Below are 14,016 nucleotides of genomic sequence, written 5' to 3'. Positions count from 1 at the left end.
TTTACCTCACCATATTTGAATAGGGTATTAAGTATTTTTTACTTATGTAATCTGAAAGCTCAAAACTTTCCCTTGCTTCATCTTCCATAGTTTGTTGTATTTGAATAAGCTTTTGATGACCAAGAAATGAGGAAAGTTTATCACAAAAGAAATTTCTACAAAAAAGAGGAGTAAGTATAAGAGTACAGCCGTTTTTTCCCAAAAAGAGACAATCCTCAGCTCTTTCTAAATTAAATTCTATATTTGTCTTTTTTTCCTCAGCAAGTAAGAGATTTATAAAAAATTCAGCTTTACTAAGTTTCCACTCTAAACCGGCTTGACAACATTTTTCTCCAGATTTAGCACAATTAGCACAAAATTCAAAAGAACCTGTGTTTGTAAAAATTTCTCTGGTTTTTTCTATTGCCTTTAAAAGAGTTTTAAGCTTTTCTTTTATAAAGGTGTCTTTTTTCAGTTTTTCTCTAAAAAAATCTTTATAAAGCTTTTCTAAGTTTTTAAAATACTGGATGCTTTCATTAGTCATTATAAAAACTCGTATCCAAATCTTTTCCGCTTAATTCGTTTAATACCAAACCTGTTAAAATTTTTGGATAAAAGTAAGTGCACTTATGGGGCATAAGTTTTTTAGCTTGAGAAACTTTTTTTAAAATTTCCGTAGAAATAAGGGGAAAAATAACTCCCATTGCCCCTTTTTGGGTTTCCTCTATTAATTTTTTTGGCTCTGAGATAAACTTTACTTTATCCTTTCCCTTTAATTCTTCTTCCCTAATTTTTAATACATCTTCCAGAATTTGTAAAAAGTTATATAAAGGTATTTCAGAAAATAAAGAATTCCTTTTTTTCAAATTTTCAAATACTTCATCTTTTAAACGAAATACCTTTATTTGGTTACCAAGAACAATTGCCCATTCTTTTTGAGAATTTTCAAAAAGATGGTTAAAGTTTAAGTCTTTTTCTATTTTAAAACTCAATTTTTCCTCTGCAAAATCCAAGATTTTTTTAATTACCTCTTCTGGATCATCAAAATAATAGCTTCTATATGTCGGAAGCATAAGTAGATTTTCATCTTCTAAAGGAGAGATATACATAGCTACGAAATTGTAGTCTTTTTGAGGATCTTTTCCATAGATGTTTTCCATATATTCTTTAAACTTAAGAGCTGTAGTGTAGCGATGGTGTCCATCAGCAATGTAAAAGGTTTTATTTCTTAGAAAGTTTAAAATATTCTTTATAATTTCTTTTTTGCTTATTTTATAAAGTCTATGTGTTTCGTTATTAAAATCTATTGTATATAAAAGTTCTTTATTCGTATTTACCTCTTTAAAAGTTTCAAAAAAGGGGTCTTCGTATAAGGCAAAAATTTGACTAAACTGAAATTGAGTAATTTTTAATAATTCAAATCTATCTTCAGTAACTTTAGGATAGGTTCTTTCATGGGGTAAAATTTTACCCTCCTCAAAAGGACAAAGTCTTACAAGAAGTATAAAACCCCTTCTTAAGAAGGTCTTTTCTTGATAAGTAAATTCAAGTTCGTAAAAATAAATTCCAGGGGTTTTATTTTTAATGAGAATTTGAGAATATATCCAATTTTTTAAAAGTTCTTTAGCTTTTTTATAGTTTTCTGGAAGTTCTAAATGAAAAATATTATATGGGCTTTTAGCTTTAAAATATTTTACTTCCTCTTCTGAAACAATATCATATGGAGGGGCTACTACTTCTTCTATTTTGACTTTTTCTGGATTATATCTCCAGGCACAAAAAGGTAAACATTCAGGCATAAAATCATCTTTATAAAATTTTCCATAAAGATACCAAAAAAATTTAAATTCTCAAGAAAAATTTAAAAAGTTAAAAAAGGGAGACCGAAGGGTCTCCCTTTGTTCATTTTTAAATGAGTTTCAAAACATCTTTAATAGAAACTACCCCAATAACTCTACCATCTCTAACAACGGGAAGATGTCTGATCTTATGGTGAATAAACTTTTCCAAAACCTCTTTTAAGGTGCTTTCAGGTGAAACGGTAATAACATCTTTGATGATAAACTCTTTTATAGGCTTGTCTTTATTGGATATGTCACAGCAGAGAACACTCATCAAATCTTTTTCCGAAATAACTCCCACAAGTTTTCCTGTTTCAGCACTTACGACAGGTAAAAATCCTATGTCTTTCTCACTTATAAGTTTGGCAACCTCAATAACTGCCACATTGTCATTAACAGTAATTGCACGGTTCATAAACTCTTCAACCTTAACACGCTCGGTAAAAGGCTTTTTAACTCCTGCAGTGATAAGTGCCACTTCATTAAAGACATAACGAGGATCTATATAGCCTAAGATTTTTTCATTTTTGTCTACCACAGCAATACCTTTAACTCCACTTTGTTGGATTAGTACTATGGCATCAATAATTCTTGCTGAGTCAAGAACTGCGTCAACATCAAGCTTAACATCTTTTAGTGGAGTATTTATAGTATGTCCAGCAACAAGGGCTTTAAGGAGTGATCTTTCTTCTACAATACCAACATATTTTCCGTTTTCAGCAACTATAGCAACGCGGTGTCCCTCTTTTTGCATTTCTTTCATCGCTTCACCAATACTCATGTTAGCAGGCAAAATAAGAGCTTTTTGAACAAACTTTCCAGCAGAAAGCTCTTCCCAGAGTCTTTCCCCCTTGGTTTCCCATCCTTTGAAAATATAAAGAAGGCCCATGATCATGGGCACAATGGTTGTCCAAATTATTACGGCCAAATAGTGATTTCCTGTCCACTTATAGAGCAAGGTAATTACAAAGGGAGTAAGTCCACCGAATACACCATAACCCATGTTATAGGTAAAACCAATGGCAGTGGTTCTGATTTTGGCAGGGAAGAGCTCAAGGAGAAAGGCAGGCATAGCCCCACTATAAGCAACTCCATTCATAAAGGTTCCTGCATAAATCAAAAGGAAAATCATATTTGTATCTACTGGATTTACATAGTTTTTCATAAGGGCATAGGTAATGGGGAAGATTAAAGCATTGAGATAGATACCTGCAATAAGAATGGGGCGTCTTCCAATTTTATCTGAAAGCCATCCGAAGAAAATATAGGTCCACATAGCAGCATAGGTTGCATAGGCAAGAAGCTGATTGGTTAGTTTATCAGGAACTCCAAGGTCTTTAAGATAATATTTTACATAGAGCTGGTTATTGTAAAAGACAGGACCGTGAGCACCAATTACGCCAATCCAAGCAAGCAAAAAGAGCCAGAAATAATGCTTATTTGTAAAAAGCTCTTTAACAGGGGCACTGGTAACTCTTCTGATTTGTTTTAAAGCTGTAAAAACGGGAGTTTCCCTATAGAGAAGATGAATAATAAGGGCAACGATAAAGACCACAGAACCTGCAATAACAAAAGTCCATCTCCAGCCAAAGGCTTTAAAAGCTTCCTCCCCAAAATATCCTTGAAGAAAAGCAACCAGATTAGCAGCAATTCCCATTCCAAGAGCTGCAGTGGTAAAGAGAAAGCCAGTAATGAAACCTCTACAATGATCAGGGGTAAATTCTCCAAGATAAGTAACAGCTGCTCCAAAACCTCCACCTAAGGCTAATCCCTGAATAATTCTCAGAATAAAAACTCCAAGTGAAGCTATAATTCCAAGAGAAGCATAGCCTGGAAGCAGGGCAATTCCTAGGGTTCCAATTAGCATCATCGAAATAGCTGTTAAAAAGGCAATTTTTCGCCCATACTGATCACCAATTTTTCCAAAGAGAAGAGCTCCAAGAGGACGAAATAGAAAACCAACTGCCAGAGCCCCAAAGGAAGCTAAAAGCCCTGCAAGAGGATCCTTGGAAGGAAAAAAGACATCTGCAAGAAGTTTGGCTAAAATAGCATACACATAAAAATCTACCCATTCAAGTAAAGCACCTGCCCAGGCCACAATGGCAACTGGTACAACCTCTTTAAATTGAACTCTCTCTTCTTTCATACCCCACCTCCTAACTTAATTTAAAACCATTTAATACTTATTAGAAATTTTTTTCACAATCTTTAGATAAGCATTTCCCATTTCACCTCCTCCTTTTTATATTTTGATACTCTATTTTAGATAACATATTTTTTTTAACTTAAAATAGATAAGAGAAAAATTTCACAATAGAAGTTTTTAAAGCTCTTTATAGGTTTTGATTATACGATAATGTTTAAGAGGTTCTTCTATCTTTAGATTTTCTTTTAGGAACTTCATAATTGAAACGCTTTTATCTGAAAAGCTTATAATGTAAGGTTTTTCTCGGGAAGCTTTTTTATTAAGAGGATAAAGTACATAAACAACCTCTCTTTTTGGTGAGGAAGGTTTAATTTTTCCTGTAAACCTTGCATCTTTAAAATATAATCCTTCGTAAATTTTTAAACCTTTTAAAGCTTCTTCAGAGATTTTTTCTTTTAAGGCAATTGCAAGAAATTCTCCTTCAACTTCAATTCCTACAGGAGGGGCTTCAGCGCATACAAACCTTGGTCTTGGATTAAACCCTTGAGTATAAGAAATAGGTATTTTTTTTCTCCTCAAAATAAGTTCAATCAGTCTTAAGATTTCTAACTGAGATAAAAATTTAGATGGACCAACTTTATCGTAATAAATTTCATACCAAAACTCTTCTAAAGGCTTATCTATTTCTGCAGTATCTACTGAGGTTTTTACTTCAAATTTTTCGTTAAAATTTTTACTCAAATAATTTTTAATCTCACCCTTGCAAACCCCGCATTTTACACAATCATTCCATCTGCAATCTTGAGTATAAAGCTCTTGATAAGCTCTTTCTCTCTCTTTTAAAAGAAATTCTTTTTTCACTCCAAGATCAATATGTTCCCAGGGAAGACTTTCTTCTAACTTTCTTTCTCTTAAGTATTCTTTTAAATCTATTTCAAGTTCAGAGGCTGCAATTTCCCACAAAGAAAAATTGAAATATTCTCTCCACGAATCAAGACGAGCCCCTTTTTTAAAAACATTTTCCAGATATTTAAAGATTTCCCTTCCACTTCTTGCTATAACACCTTCAAGAAAACTCTGCTCAGGCTGATGGTATTTAAAGTTTTTGCCAAGTTCTTTTTTAATGTATTTTATTTTTTCAAAGGCTTCTTCAACAGTTATTTGTCTTTCCCACTGAAAGGGTGTATGTGGTTTGGGAACAAAGATTGATGCAGAAATGGTTATATCAAGAGTTTTGAAAGTTCTTTTTAATTCTCGGTAAAACTTAACTAATTCTTTTAAATCTTCTTCTTTTTCTGTGGGAAGACCTAACATGAAATAAAGTTTTATTCTTCTAAAGTTAAACTTTTGAGCAAGTTCTAAATCTTTAAAAAGAGCTTCTATTTCTACTTTTTTATTAATAACCCTTCTCAACCTTTCTGAAGCTGCCTCAATTGCAAGGGTAATCGTTGAGGTTTTACCTTTTTTAAGAAAGTTAAGGATTTTTGGGGTTAAACTTCCAACTCTCAAAGAGGGCAGGGAGAAGACATATTCTTTTTGAGCTGAAGAGTAAAATTCTTTTTCAAGAAGGTCAATCAGTTTTTCAAGCGAAGAATAATCACCAGCAGAAAGGCTCATTAAAGAAGCCTCTCTATAACCTGTAAGTTCAAAAGCTTTTTTAACCTCAGCAACCAATTCTTCGGGTGTTTTTTCTCTTACTGGGCGATAGTAAAATCCTGCTTCACAAAAACGACACGATCTTGTGCAACCTCTTGAAATTTCAAGAGATACCCTATCATGAGAAAGAGGAATTACAGGAATAGAACTTAAGAGAGGAGTTTCTCTTTTAAAAAGATAAATTCTTCTTTTTGTCTTATTTTTAAAAAGAGGAACGTAAATCCCTTCAATATTTTTAAGGATTTCCCAGAGGGTTTCTTTGCTAAGTTTTTCTTTTTTCCATTCTTCAATTTTTTTAAGAACCTCAATAATTACTTCCTCTCCATCTCCTATTATTACGGCATCAAAAATATTAAAAAGAGGTTCTGGATTACCACAACAAGGTCCACCTCCCAAAATTACAGGATCAGATTCTTTCCTTTCTTCAGCTTTTATAGGAATCTTTGAAAGCTCAAGAATTTGGAAAATTCCTGTTACCAGAAGTTCATAAGCATAACTTAAGCCAACAACATCAAATTCTTTTAAAGGTTTTTTATAGTTACAACTTAAAAGCGGAATTTTTCTTCTTTTTAGCTCTATTTCCATATCTGGAGAAACTGCATACGCAAGATCACAAATATAGTTAGGTACTTCATTAATTATTCCTGCAAGAATGTTAATTCCCAGGTGAGATCTTCCAACTTCGTAAAGATCTGGATAGCAGAGGCAGACCTTAATTTTTGTCTTATTCCAGTCTTTATAAGGAAAAAAAGGCTCCTTACCTAAATATCTTGAAGGTTTTTTGACACAAATTAATAATTCATCTGGATAATCTTGATACATTATTTTTTAAATTTTAATATACGAATTATTTTTTGAGGAGTAAAATTTAATTTATGCTAAAAAAAAGATTTGCCCAACATTTACTTATAAGTTCAGGTGTTTTACAAAAATTGGTAGAGCTTGCTGAAATAAAACCACAAGAAGTGGTGGTAGAAATCGGACCAGGAACAGGAAATCTTACTAAAGTACTTTTGAATACTCCACTAAAAAAACTATATCTTATTGAAATAGATTCTGAAATGATAGAGCATTTAAAAAAGACTATAAAAGATGAAAGGGTAGTTTTTATTAAGGCAGATGCTACAAAGTTTGATTTTTCATCCTTAGGAGAAAAGGAGTTAAAGTTAATAGGGAATCTTCCCTATAATGTTGCAAGTCTTATTATAGAAAATACGGTTATGCAAAAGGATCTTATCCCTTATGCTTTTTATATGGTTCAAAAGGAGGTTGCAGAAAGGCTTATTGATGGAAAATCCTGGCTTTCCATTTTTGTAAAAACCTTTTACGAAGTCAAATACTTAATGAGTGTTCCTGCAAGATTTTTTATTCCTCCACCAAAGGTGGTTTCTGCTTTTATAAAACTGGAAAGAAAAAATTTTGAAGAAATAAAAGATCTCAAAGAATATAAAGAATTTTTAATCAAGCTTTTTTCTCAAAAAAGAAAAATGCTTAAACATAAAATAGAGGAAACCCTTTTAAAAGAAGCCGGGATTTTAGGGGAAAAAAGAGTAGAAGCTCTGGAACTTAAAGATTTTCTATCTCTTTACTATGTTTTTCAGAAATTAAGGAAGAATTTGAATTCTGATTGAATTCATTGTTTCTAATCTTTTTAATCATTTCTAAATGTTCTTTATAGGTTTTTGAAAAGTAATGCGAACCGTCACCTTTAGCAACAAAATAAAGATAAGGCACTTTAGCAGGAAATAGAACTGCTCTTATGCTTTCCTCTCCGGGGTTACATATAGGAGTTGGAGGAAGTCCAGAATTTAAATAAGTATTGTAGGGACTTTTCACTAAATAGTAATCCTTATAGGTAAGTCTTCTAAAATCTTTTAAAGCATAATTTATAGTTGGATCAGCTTGAAGAGGCATTCTTTTTTTGAGTCTATTTAAATAAACAGCTGCAATAACAGGTTTTTCCTCAGAATAAAACGCTTCTTTTTCTACTATAGAAGCCAAAGTTATAACTTTTTTAAGAGGCATTTTTTGTTTTTCTGCAATTTTTTCAAATTTTTTCCAGTGTTTCCAAAAATTTTCTACCATAGTTTTAATGACAACTTCTGGGGGTGTATTTTTATGAAAAAAGTAAGTATCTGGATACAAATAACCTTCTAAAGTTGGACCTGGAAGACCAAAACTTTCAGCTACTTTAGAATTTTCAGCAAGAGACAGAAAAGATTCACTCTTACAAATTTTGTTTTTTTCTAAAATATCTGCTATCTGCCAAAGAGTTGTCCCTTCTGGAATTGTAATTTTATGAAGATAAACTTTTCCTTCTTTAAGATAAGTAAGAATTTCTTCTATACTCTGATAGGGATAAAAAGCATATTCTCCTGCTTTAATTTTGTTATAAGCTCCGGTTTTAAAAGCTTTAAGTATAAAAATGAGCTCACTCTTTATAAGCCCTCTTTCCTTTAATTTTTTAGCAATCCTAAATATACTGTCTCCCTTTTCTATCTCTACTATTACGGGTTCAAGATTTGCGTTTTTTAATAAAGGGGGTTTACTTTCAAAATAATAAAACACAGTTAGAGTTATCACAAAAATACTAAAGATTATAAATAGGTAGCCCACAACTTTTATTTTTTTATATCTTGAGAACTTCATAATTAATGGTATCTTTTACTTAACTTTTAGGAGGTTAGATATGATAACAGAAGAAATTCTTATAAAGTTAGAAAAAGAAGCCATGGAAAATCCTCATTCTGTTTTTGCTCAGCATAGGCTTGCTATAGCTTACTTTAATTTAGGAAAAATTCAAGAGGCAAAAGAAACCCTAAAAAAAGTTCTTAAACTTGACCCGTTTCATTTTGAAGCTATGGTAAATTTGGGGATTTTATTTGCACAGGAAGGAGAACTTGAAGAGGCAAAAAAAGCCTTTACTTTTACTCTTAAGTATTATCCAAAATCTATTGAAGCATGGAATAATCTTGGTTTAGTAGAATTTGAATTGGGGAATCTTGATGAAGCTGAAAAGTGCTATAGAAAAGCTCTTGAAATAGACGAAACCTTTGCAGATGCTTGGGTAAATCTTTCAACCGTTTTAATTGAAAAAGGGTTATTTAAAGAAGCTATAGAAGCGTTAGAAAAGGCTAAAACCTATGCACCTGAGATGTCTGTCATTTATAATAATCTTGCTGTAGCCTATTATTATTTAAAAGATAAAGAATCGGCTAAAAAAAATTTGAATTTGGCAAAAGAAATGGGATATCCTGTAAACCCGGAATTTGAGAGAAAATTAAATGAAGAACTTTAACTCACCTACCTGTCCTTTTTGTGGAAGGGTTATAGCAAGACCTACCTATTTACCTATTGGTTTTTCTGATTTAGAAGCAGGGATTTGTGAGTGTGGAAGTGTGTATGTATGCGATGTTACTGGATACAACAGAGGAACTGCCTTTGTTGAAGCACTTCTTATAGCCTGCGCAGGAGATTGGGATTTAGCTTGGGATTTAGAATATGGAGAAGATTATAAGGAAATCTGGATTGAAAACTATGATCTTGCCTCTCATTCTATAGTTTCTTCTTCGGAGAAAAAAAGAGGAGTTCTTTGTTTTATAAAGCTTGCTGATGAAATAAGAGAATTGAAATCTTCAAAACTGAGGAATTTGTTAGATAGAAAAGTTAAAAAAGAAGAATTTCCAAAAGTTGAAAAAAGAAAACTAAGTAAGCAAGAATTAGAAGCTTTGATACAAAAAGAGGAAATTTCATTGTTGATTGCCTATCATATTGCTGAGCCTTTAAATTTAAATGTTTTTCAAAAATTACTTTATCATCCCGACATAGTTTTTAGGAAAAAAGCCATAGTAGCTCTTGGAAAGGTAGCTCAGGTTCTTGCAGGTGTATATCCAGAAAAGGTGCTTGAGCTTTTAAAAAGATTAATTTATGCCTCTGCAGATTCAGCAGCTTCTGCCTGGGGAGCTTTGGAAGCAGTTGGAGAAATTATAAGAAATACAGAGGAAAGATATTCTATCTTTATAAGAAATCTTTTAGCCTTTATGAATTATCCAGAATATCGTCCTTATGTGCTCTACGGACTTTACAGAATTTCTGAAAGAAATCCTCAGGCACTTAAAAAACACAGCTACTTAAAACTTTTAAATTATATTGAAAATAGCTCTCCTGAAATACAGGGACTTATTCTAAAAATTTTTGAAAATTTAAATTCTAAAGAAATACTTTCTTATTTGACAAAAATCAATCCTGAAAAGCAGTTTGATTTTTTCAATTATAAAACCTTTTCCTTTGAAAAAGTAAGTCTTAAAGACTTAATAAAAAGTTTACAAATGGAGTCTTAAATGGATAAAACTCTTCTTGAAAGAGAAAAGGAATCTATTTTTAATCTTGCAGGAGTTCCAGAGAGTCTAAAACCTGCTTATGAACTTTGCATAAAAGGTTATAAATGCTGGAAAGAAGGTCGTATTCTTGATACTATTGAGTTTCTTGAAAAAGCTCTTGAAATATTTCAAGAAAACAATTCCTACAAAGAAATAGCCAACATACTTGATTTTCTTGGAGATCTTTATAGTATGAGGGAAAACTTTGAGAAAGCTCTCAGGGCTTATAAAGCCTGCTTAGATATTTGTGAAGATTTTGAAGATGAAATTAGTACTGCAATCATTGCAGAAAAAATTGTGCGCATTTATAGAGAATTAAAAAAATATGACAAAATGCTTCCCTACTTATACAGAATTCTCGAAATAGCAGAAAAGTACAGAGATGCTCATAGAGCTGCAAGGGCAATGGTTGGGATAGGGGATGTATATCGGCATAAAAATGAAATTAATACAGCTAAGGAAGCTTATGAAATAGCCCTAAAGATTTATAAAGGATTGGGAGCTGGGGAACTTGCTGATATTGTAGAAAAGGCACTTAAAGAGTTGAATAACGATTTTTGATGAATTTCAATAAATTCTCTTGATTCTTACTTTATAAACCGACTTTTTTCCTTTTCTAAAATAAAAGAGCATTAATCTGATTAGAAAAAAAGCTATATAAATTCCCAGAAAAGTAAAAAAGAAAAATAAAAAGCTTCCCAGTGCTATTCCGAAGAGAAAAAAGAAGAGCACAAATAATAAAGGAGACAATATTACGAGAACCCAGAATAGGAAACGAGACATTTAAACCTCTAAATTTAAAAAGTTATTTGCTGTAACCCGGTAATTCTATATGGGTGCAAGTTCCGGTTGGGCAGGAATGGGTCTCTGTAATTCTTGGTTTATCCGAGGAACTTCCCGAATCTCCTATAATAGAATTGACAACACTCATAAGTCTTTTAATATTTTTACTTTGACAATTTTTACATTTAACTTGAGAAACCTCTTCTTTATTTTTTAAAAATACTTCAAATTCATTTCCACAGTCTTCACATTTAAACTCATATATAGGCATTTTTAAAAGCCTCTAATAAAAAATTTTTTAAAATTTATTTTAAATACAGAATCCAAAATTTCAAGAAGAAAATTTCTGGTTTTGCTCTTGACAAAATTGATTTTAATTTTTATTTTGAAAATAAATCTCAATTAACGGAGAGAATTATGGAATTGATGTCTCAAATCATAAAAGATTTTAAAAACTTTATAAAGAAAAAGGGATTGAAGTATACTCCAGAAAGAGAAGAAATATTAAGGGAAATTTTAAAGTTTAAGAATCATTTTGATGCAGATAAACTTTACACGGAGTTAAAGAAGAAAGGTAGCAAAGTCTCTAAATCTTCAATTTATAGAACTATTCCCCTTCTTATTGAAGCAGGGTATATTCAAGAAGTTTATAGACAAGATGCAAGATCATATTATGAACTTACTTTAAACAAAATTCCCCACCTTCACTTTATATGTATTAAATGCAAAAGAGTTGATGAAATAGTAGATGAGAGCCTTGTTGAACTTATACAAAAAGAAGCTAAAAGTAGAAATTACACACCACTTACCTATCATCTTGAGATTTTCGGAATATGTGAAGCCTGTAAAAAAGAGAGGGTATAGAAATGTTATTAATTGATGCAAAATGTGGAGATAAAGTAGAAATTAAGGAAATTCTTGGAAACGACACAATTTTTAAAAAAGTAGAAGCTATGGGATTGAGAAAAGGAGATATCTTTGAAGTTATACAAAAATGGGGGAGAAATCTTATAATTAAGAATGGAAATAATCGGATTATTATTAGTTCAGATATAGCCAAAAACATTGAGGTAAATCTAATAGAAATAGGAACTGCCTTAACTCCCTGTGGTTGCAAACCTTGTAAAAGAAAAAGATGGAGATGGGGTTGGTTTAAGTGAAAAGAAAATTTACCAGAATACCTGTTTCTAACACCGTAGAATTTTTGTGGCAAAATGAAAGCTATAAAGGTATTTTAAAAAATTTGAGCTATGGTGGATTATTTATTGAAAGTAAAATTATTCCTTCCTTAAACGAAGAAATACCTATAATACTTTTTTTAGAGGGAATCCAACCTACAATAAAACTTTTTCTTAAGGGAAAAGTAGTAAGAATAGAACCAGAAGGATTTGCTGTTAAATACACCTATATTTCTCCTGAAAGCTTTGAACATTTTAAAAACTTTATAACTTACAATTATCCATCTGTAGAAATAGCAGAAAGGGAACTTTATAGATTTCTTGGAGAAGCTCATCCTTTGTTTAAAGGTTTTATAAGTATTAATATTACTGCTTTGAAGAATGAACTTTTGAATCACATCTTAGATAGAGCTTTTTTGTATAATGCTGAAAATCCATTTGTTCTTTCAAGTGGAAAAAAGAGTCCCTATTACCTTGATTGTCGAAAAATAACGCTTTTTTCTCCTTCTTTTAATCTGATAGGTGCTTTATTTTGGCAGAAAATTAAATATCTTGGAGTAGACGGAGTTGCAGGGATGAGTATTGGTGCAGATCCAATTGTGTGTGCTATTCTGGCAAAATCTGCAGAAGATAACCTTCCTTTAGAAGGTCTTTTGATAAGAAAGGAACCTAAAAAGTATGGGACTCAGAAACAAGTTGAGGGGAATGTTAAAGAAGGGATGAATGTAGTTTTAGTGGAAGATGTAGTAACTACAGGTGGATCAGTTCTTAAAGCTGCTGAAATTCTTGAAAAAGAAGGGTTAGAAATAATTAAAATTTTAGCTCTCATTGACAGAGAAGAAGGGGGAAAAGAGAATATAGAAAAAAAAGGATATGAATTTGAGGCTTTTTTTACTTTTGGTGAGATATTAGAAAAAGTTAAGAAAAAATAATGTATTTTAGATTTGGGAGGAAGAAAATGAAGAAAATAATATTTGTTTTTCTTTTTTTAATAATAGTTGCAGTTTTTGGTTGTAAGAAAGCTTCTGAAAAAACAGAGGCTAAAAAGTTTATTAATGGAGCTGGTGCAAGTTTCCCATACATTCTTTATGCAAACTGGGCTAATGAATATTACAAATTCTCAGGGATAAAAATTAATTATCAATCCATAGGTTCTGGGGGTGGTATAAGACAGGTTATAGAAAAAACTGTTGATTTTGGGGCAAGTGATATGCCTCTTGATCCAAAGGAAATAGAAAATAAAAAACTTTTGCAGTTTCCTACAGTTATAGGTGCTGTTATTCCTGTGGTCAATCTTCCTGAACTAAAAAATTCCCTTTTAACCCTTGATGGAGAAACTCTTTGTGAAATTTATATGGGAAAGATTACCAAATGGAATGATCCCAAAATAAAAGCTTTAAATCCAGATCTTGAACTTCCTTCTACTTCTATAACTCCTGTATACAGAGCTGATGCATCTGGAACAACTGCTATTTTTACAAAATATTTAAGTCAGGTGTGTAAAGTTTGGGAAAAGAAGATCGGATTTGGAACTTCTGTAAACTGGCCTGTAGGAATAGGGGCTAAGGGTAATGAGGGAGTGGCAAACTATGTAAAAAGAACCCCTTATACCATAGGTTATGTAGAATTAGCTTATGCAATCCAGAATAAGCTATCCTATGTCAAGCTAAAAAATTCTTCTGGGAATGTAGTTGAACCTAAGGAAAAAAATATTAAAGAAGCAATACTTCACGCTGAGCTTGATCCTTCTAAACATTTTTATGCTTGGTTCACTAATACACCTGGAAAAAAAGCTTGGCCTATTGTAGGAGCAACTTACATCCTTCTTCATAGAGATAATAAAGAAATTAATAAAGATGTGGTTAAATTTTTTGATTGGGCTTTTAAAAACGGAGATAGAATTGCGGAAAGATTAACCTATATTCCTTTACCTGAAGAGATTAAAGAAAAAGTCAGATTTTACTGGAAAAAATATGAAATATATTAAATTATTCAGTCAATTTAAAAAATTTTCGGCTTGAAAAAAAATCATAAATTATTAGAATAAAATCAGA

Annotated in this window: 14 protein-coding genes; 8 read left to right on the top strand and 6 right to left on the bottom strand. The window is 31.7% G+C overall.

All coding sequences use genetic code 11. From position 1 onward, the window contains the following. Window position 1: 1 nt before the first annotated feature. From ACLGLP_RS00945 to ACLGLP_RS00930, 4 genes are all read right to left on the bottom strand, one after another. Complete coding sequence (locus tag ACLGLP_RS00945) at window positions 2-523, bottom strand: hypothetical protein (RefSeq protein ID WP_492113074.1); 522 nt, start codon at window positions 521-523, stop codon at window positions 2-4. Next, complete coding sequence (locus ACLGLP_RS00940) at window positions 516-1,778, bottom strand: DUF1015 family protein (protein WP_492113073.1); 1,263 nt, start codon at window positions 1,776-1,778, stop codon at window positions 516-518. Before ACLGLP_RS00940 ends, ACLGLP_RS00945 begins: the two co-directional genes overlap by 8 nt. Window positions 1,779-1,887: 109 nt before the next feature. Next, a complete protein-coding gene (locus tag ACLGLP_RS00935) occupies window positions 1,888-3,966 on the bottom strand; it encodes an MFS transporter (protein WP_492113072.1) in 2,079 nt (692 codons plus the stop codon). 177 nt (window positions 3,967-4,143) lie between these two features. Further along, complete coding sequence (locus ACLGLP_RS00930; RefSeq protein ID WP_492113071.1) at window positions 4,144-6,444, bottom strand: TIGR03936 family radical SAM-associated protein; 2,301 nt, start codon at window positions 6,442-6,444, stop codon at window positions 4,144-4,146. A gap of 53 nt (window positions 6,445-6,497) precedes the next feature. On the opposite strand from ACLGLP_RS00930, the gene rsmA reads away from it, so the two are divergent. Next, window positions 6,498-7,253 (top strand): 16S rRNA (adenine(1518)-N(6)/adenine(1519)-N(6))-dimethyltransferase RsmA, encoded by a 756-nt coding sequence (gene rsmA, locus ACLGLP_RS00925; RefSeq protein ID WP_492113070.1) that lies wholly within the window; start codon window positions 6,498-6,500, stop codon window positions 7,251-7,253. On the opposite strand, the gene mltG is transcribed toward rsmA, so the two are convergent. Continuing rightward, window positions 7,189-8,271 carry an endolytic transglycosylase MltG gene (gene mltG, locus ACLGLP_RS00920; RefSeq protein WP_492113069.1) on the bottom strand — a complete coding sequence of 361 codons (1,083 nt, stop codon included), beginning with the start codon at window positions 8,269-8,271 and terminating at the stop codon, window positions 7,189-7,191. The genes rsmA and mltG overlap by 65 nt on opposite strands. Window positions 8,272-8,311: 40 nt before the next feature. On the opposite strand from mltG, the gene ACLGLP_RS00915 reads away from it, so the two are divergent. The 3 genes from ACLGLP_RS00915 to ACLGLP_RS00905 are packed head-to-tail and all read left to right on the top strand — an operon-like array spanning window position 8,312 to window position 10,562. Further along, a complete protein-coding gene (locus ACLGLP_RS00915; protein ID WP_492113068.1) occupies window positions 8,312-8,920 on the top strand; it encodes a tetratricopeptide repeat protein in 609 nt (202 codons plus the stop codon). Next, complete coding sequence (locus tag ACLGLP_RS00910; RefSeq protein WP_492113067.1) at window positions 8,907-9,962, top strand: DVU0298 family protein; 1,056 nt, start codon at window positions 8,907-8,909, stop codon at window positions 9,960-9,962. Before ACLGLP_RS00915 ends, ACLGLP_RS00910 begins: the two co-directional genes overlap by 14 nt. Continuing rightward, complete coding sequence (locus tag ACLGLP_RS00905) at window positions 9,963-10,562, top strand: tetratricopeptide repeat protein (protein ID WP_492113066.1); 600 nt, start codon at window positions 9,963-9,965, stop codon at window positions 10,560-10,562. Window positions 10,563-10,806: 244 nt separating this feature from the next. Here ACLGLP_RS00905 and ACLGLP_RS00900 read toward each other — a convergent pair whose 3' ends face one another. Beyond that, on the bottom strand, window positions 10,807-11,055 hold the full coding sequence (locus ACLGLP_RS00900; RefSeq protein WP_492113065.1) for an FmdB family zinc ribbon protein: 249 nt from the start codon (window positions 11,053-11,055) through the stop codon (window positions 10,807-10,809). A gap of 146 nt (window positions 11,056-11,201) precedes the next feature. Here ACLGLP_RS00900 and ACLGLP_RS00895 point away from each other — a divergent pair, with 146 nt between their 5' ends. Genes ACLGLP_RS00895 through pstS form a run of 4 tightly spaced genes read left to right on the top strand, consistent with a single transcriptional unit; the run spans window position 11,202 to window position 13,949 of the window. After that, entirely contained in the window at window positions 11,202-11,648 is a 447-nt protein-coding gene (locus ACLGLP_RS00895; protein ID WP_492113064.1) for a Fur family transcriptional regulator, read from the top strand. Between the two features lie 2 nt (window positions 11,649-11,650). Beyond that, window positions 11,651-11,944, top strand: a complete 294-nt coding sequence (locus ACLGLP_RS00890; RefSeq protein ID WP_492113063.1) for a FeoA family protein — start codon at window positions 11,651-11,653, stop codon at window positions 11,942-11,944. After that, window positions 11,941-12,894, top strand: a complete 954-nt coding sequence (pyrE, locus tag ACLGLP_RS00885; RefSeq protein ID WP_492113062.1) for an orotate phosphoribosyltransferase — start codon at window positions 11,941-11,943, stop codon at window positions 12,892-12,894. The genes ACLGLP_RS00890 and pyrE overlap by 4 nt, the downstream gene beginning before the upstream one ends. Before the next feature lie 26 nt (window positions 12,895-12,920). After that, window positions 12,921-13,949 carry a phosphate ABC transporter substrate-binding protein PstS gene (gene pstS, locus ACLGLP_RS00880; RefSeq protein ID WP_492113061.1) on the top strand — a complete coding sequence of 343 codons (1,029 nt, stop codon included), beginning with the start codon at window positions 12,921-12,923 and terminating at the stop codon, window positions 13,947-13,949. Window positions 13,950-14,016: the final 67 nt, after the last annotated feature.

The organism is Caldimicrobium sp. SLHALR3, assembly GCF_058692735.1.
This window is presented reverse-complemented; position numbering and strand designations above follow the sequence as displayed.

Coding starts and splice junctions, on each gene's coding strand:
- mltG (WP_492113069.1), bottom strand. CDS start 8,271: ATGAAGTTCTCAAGATATAAAAAAATAAAAGTTGTGGGCTACCTATTT.
- ACLGLP_RS00915 (WP_492113068.1), top strand. CDS start 8,312: ATGATAACAGAAGAAATTCTTATAAAGTTAGAAAAAGAAGCCATGGAA.
- ACLGLP_RS00905 (WP_492113066.1), top strand. CDS start 9,963: ATGGATAAAACTCTTCTTGAAAGAGAAAAGGAATCTATTTTTAATCTT.
- rsmA (WP_492113070.1), top strand. CDS start 6,498: ATGCTAAAAAAAAGATTTGCCCAACATTTACTTATAAGTTCAGGTGTT.
- pstS (WP_492113061.1), top strand. CDS start 12,921: ATGAAGAAAATAATATTTGTTTTTCTTTTTTTAATAATAGTTGCAGTT.
- ACLGLP_RS00945 (WP_492113074.1), bottom strand. CDS start 523: ATGACTAATGAAAGCATCCAGTATTTTAAAAACTTAGAAAAGCTTTAT.
- ACLGLP_RS00935 (WP_492113072.1), bottom strand. CDS start 3,966: ATGAAAGAAGAGAGAGTTCAATTTAAAGAGGTTGTACCAGTTGCCATT.
- ACLGLP_RS00930 (WP_492113071.1), bottom strand. CDS start 6,444: ATGTATCAAGATTATCCAGATGAATTATTAATTTGTGTCAAAAAACCT.
- ACLGLP_RS00900 (WP_492113065.1), bottom strand. CDS start 11,055: ATGCCTATATATGAGTTTAAATGTGAAGACTGTGGAAATGAATTTGAA.
- ACLGLP_RS00940 (WP_492113073.1), bottom strand. CDS start 1,778: ATGCCTGAATGTTTACCTTTTTGTGCCTGGAGATATAATCCAGAAAAA.
- ACLGLP_RS00895 (WP_492113064.1), top strand. CDS start 11,202: ATGGAATTGATGTCTCAAATCATAAAAGATTTTAAAAACTTTATAAAG.
- ACLGLP_RS00910 (WP_492113067.1), top strand. CDS start 8,907: ATGAAGAACTTTAACTCACCTACCTGTCCTTTTTGTGGAAGGGTTATA.
- ACLGLP_RS00890 (WP_492113063.1), top strand. CDS start 11,651: ATGTTATTAATTGATGCAAAATGTGGAGATAAAGTAGAAATTAAGGAA.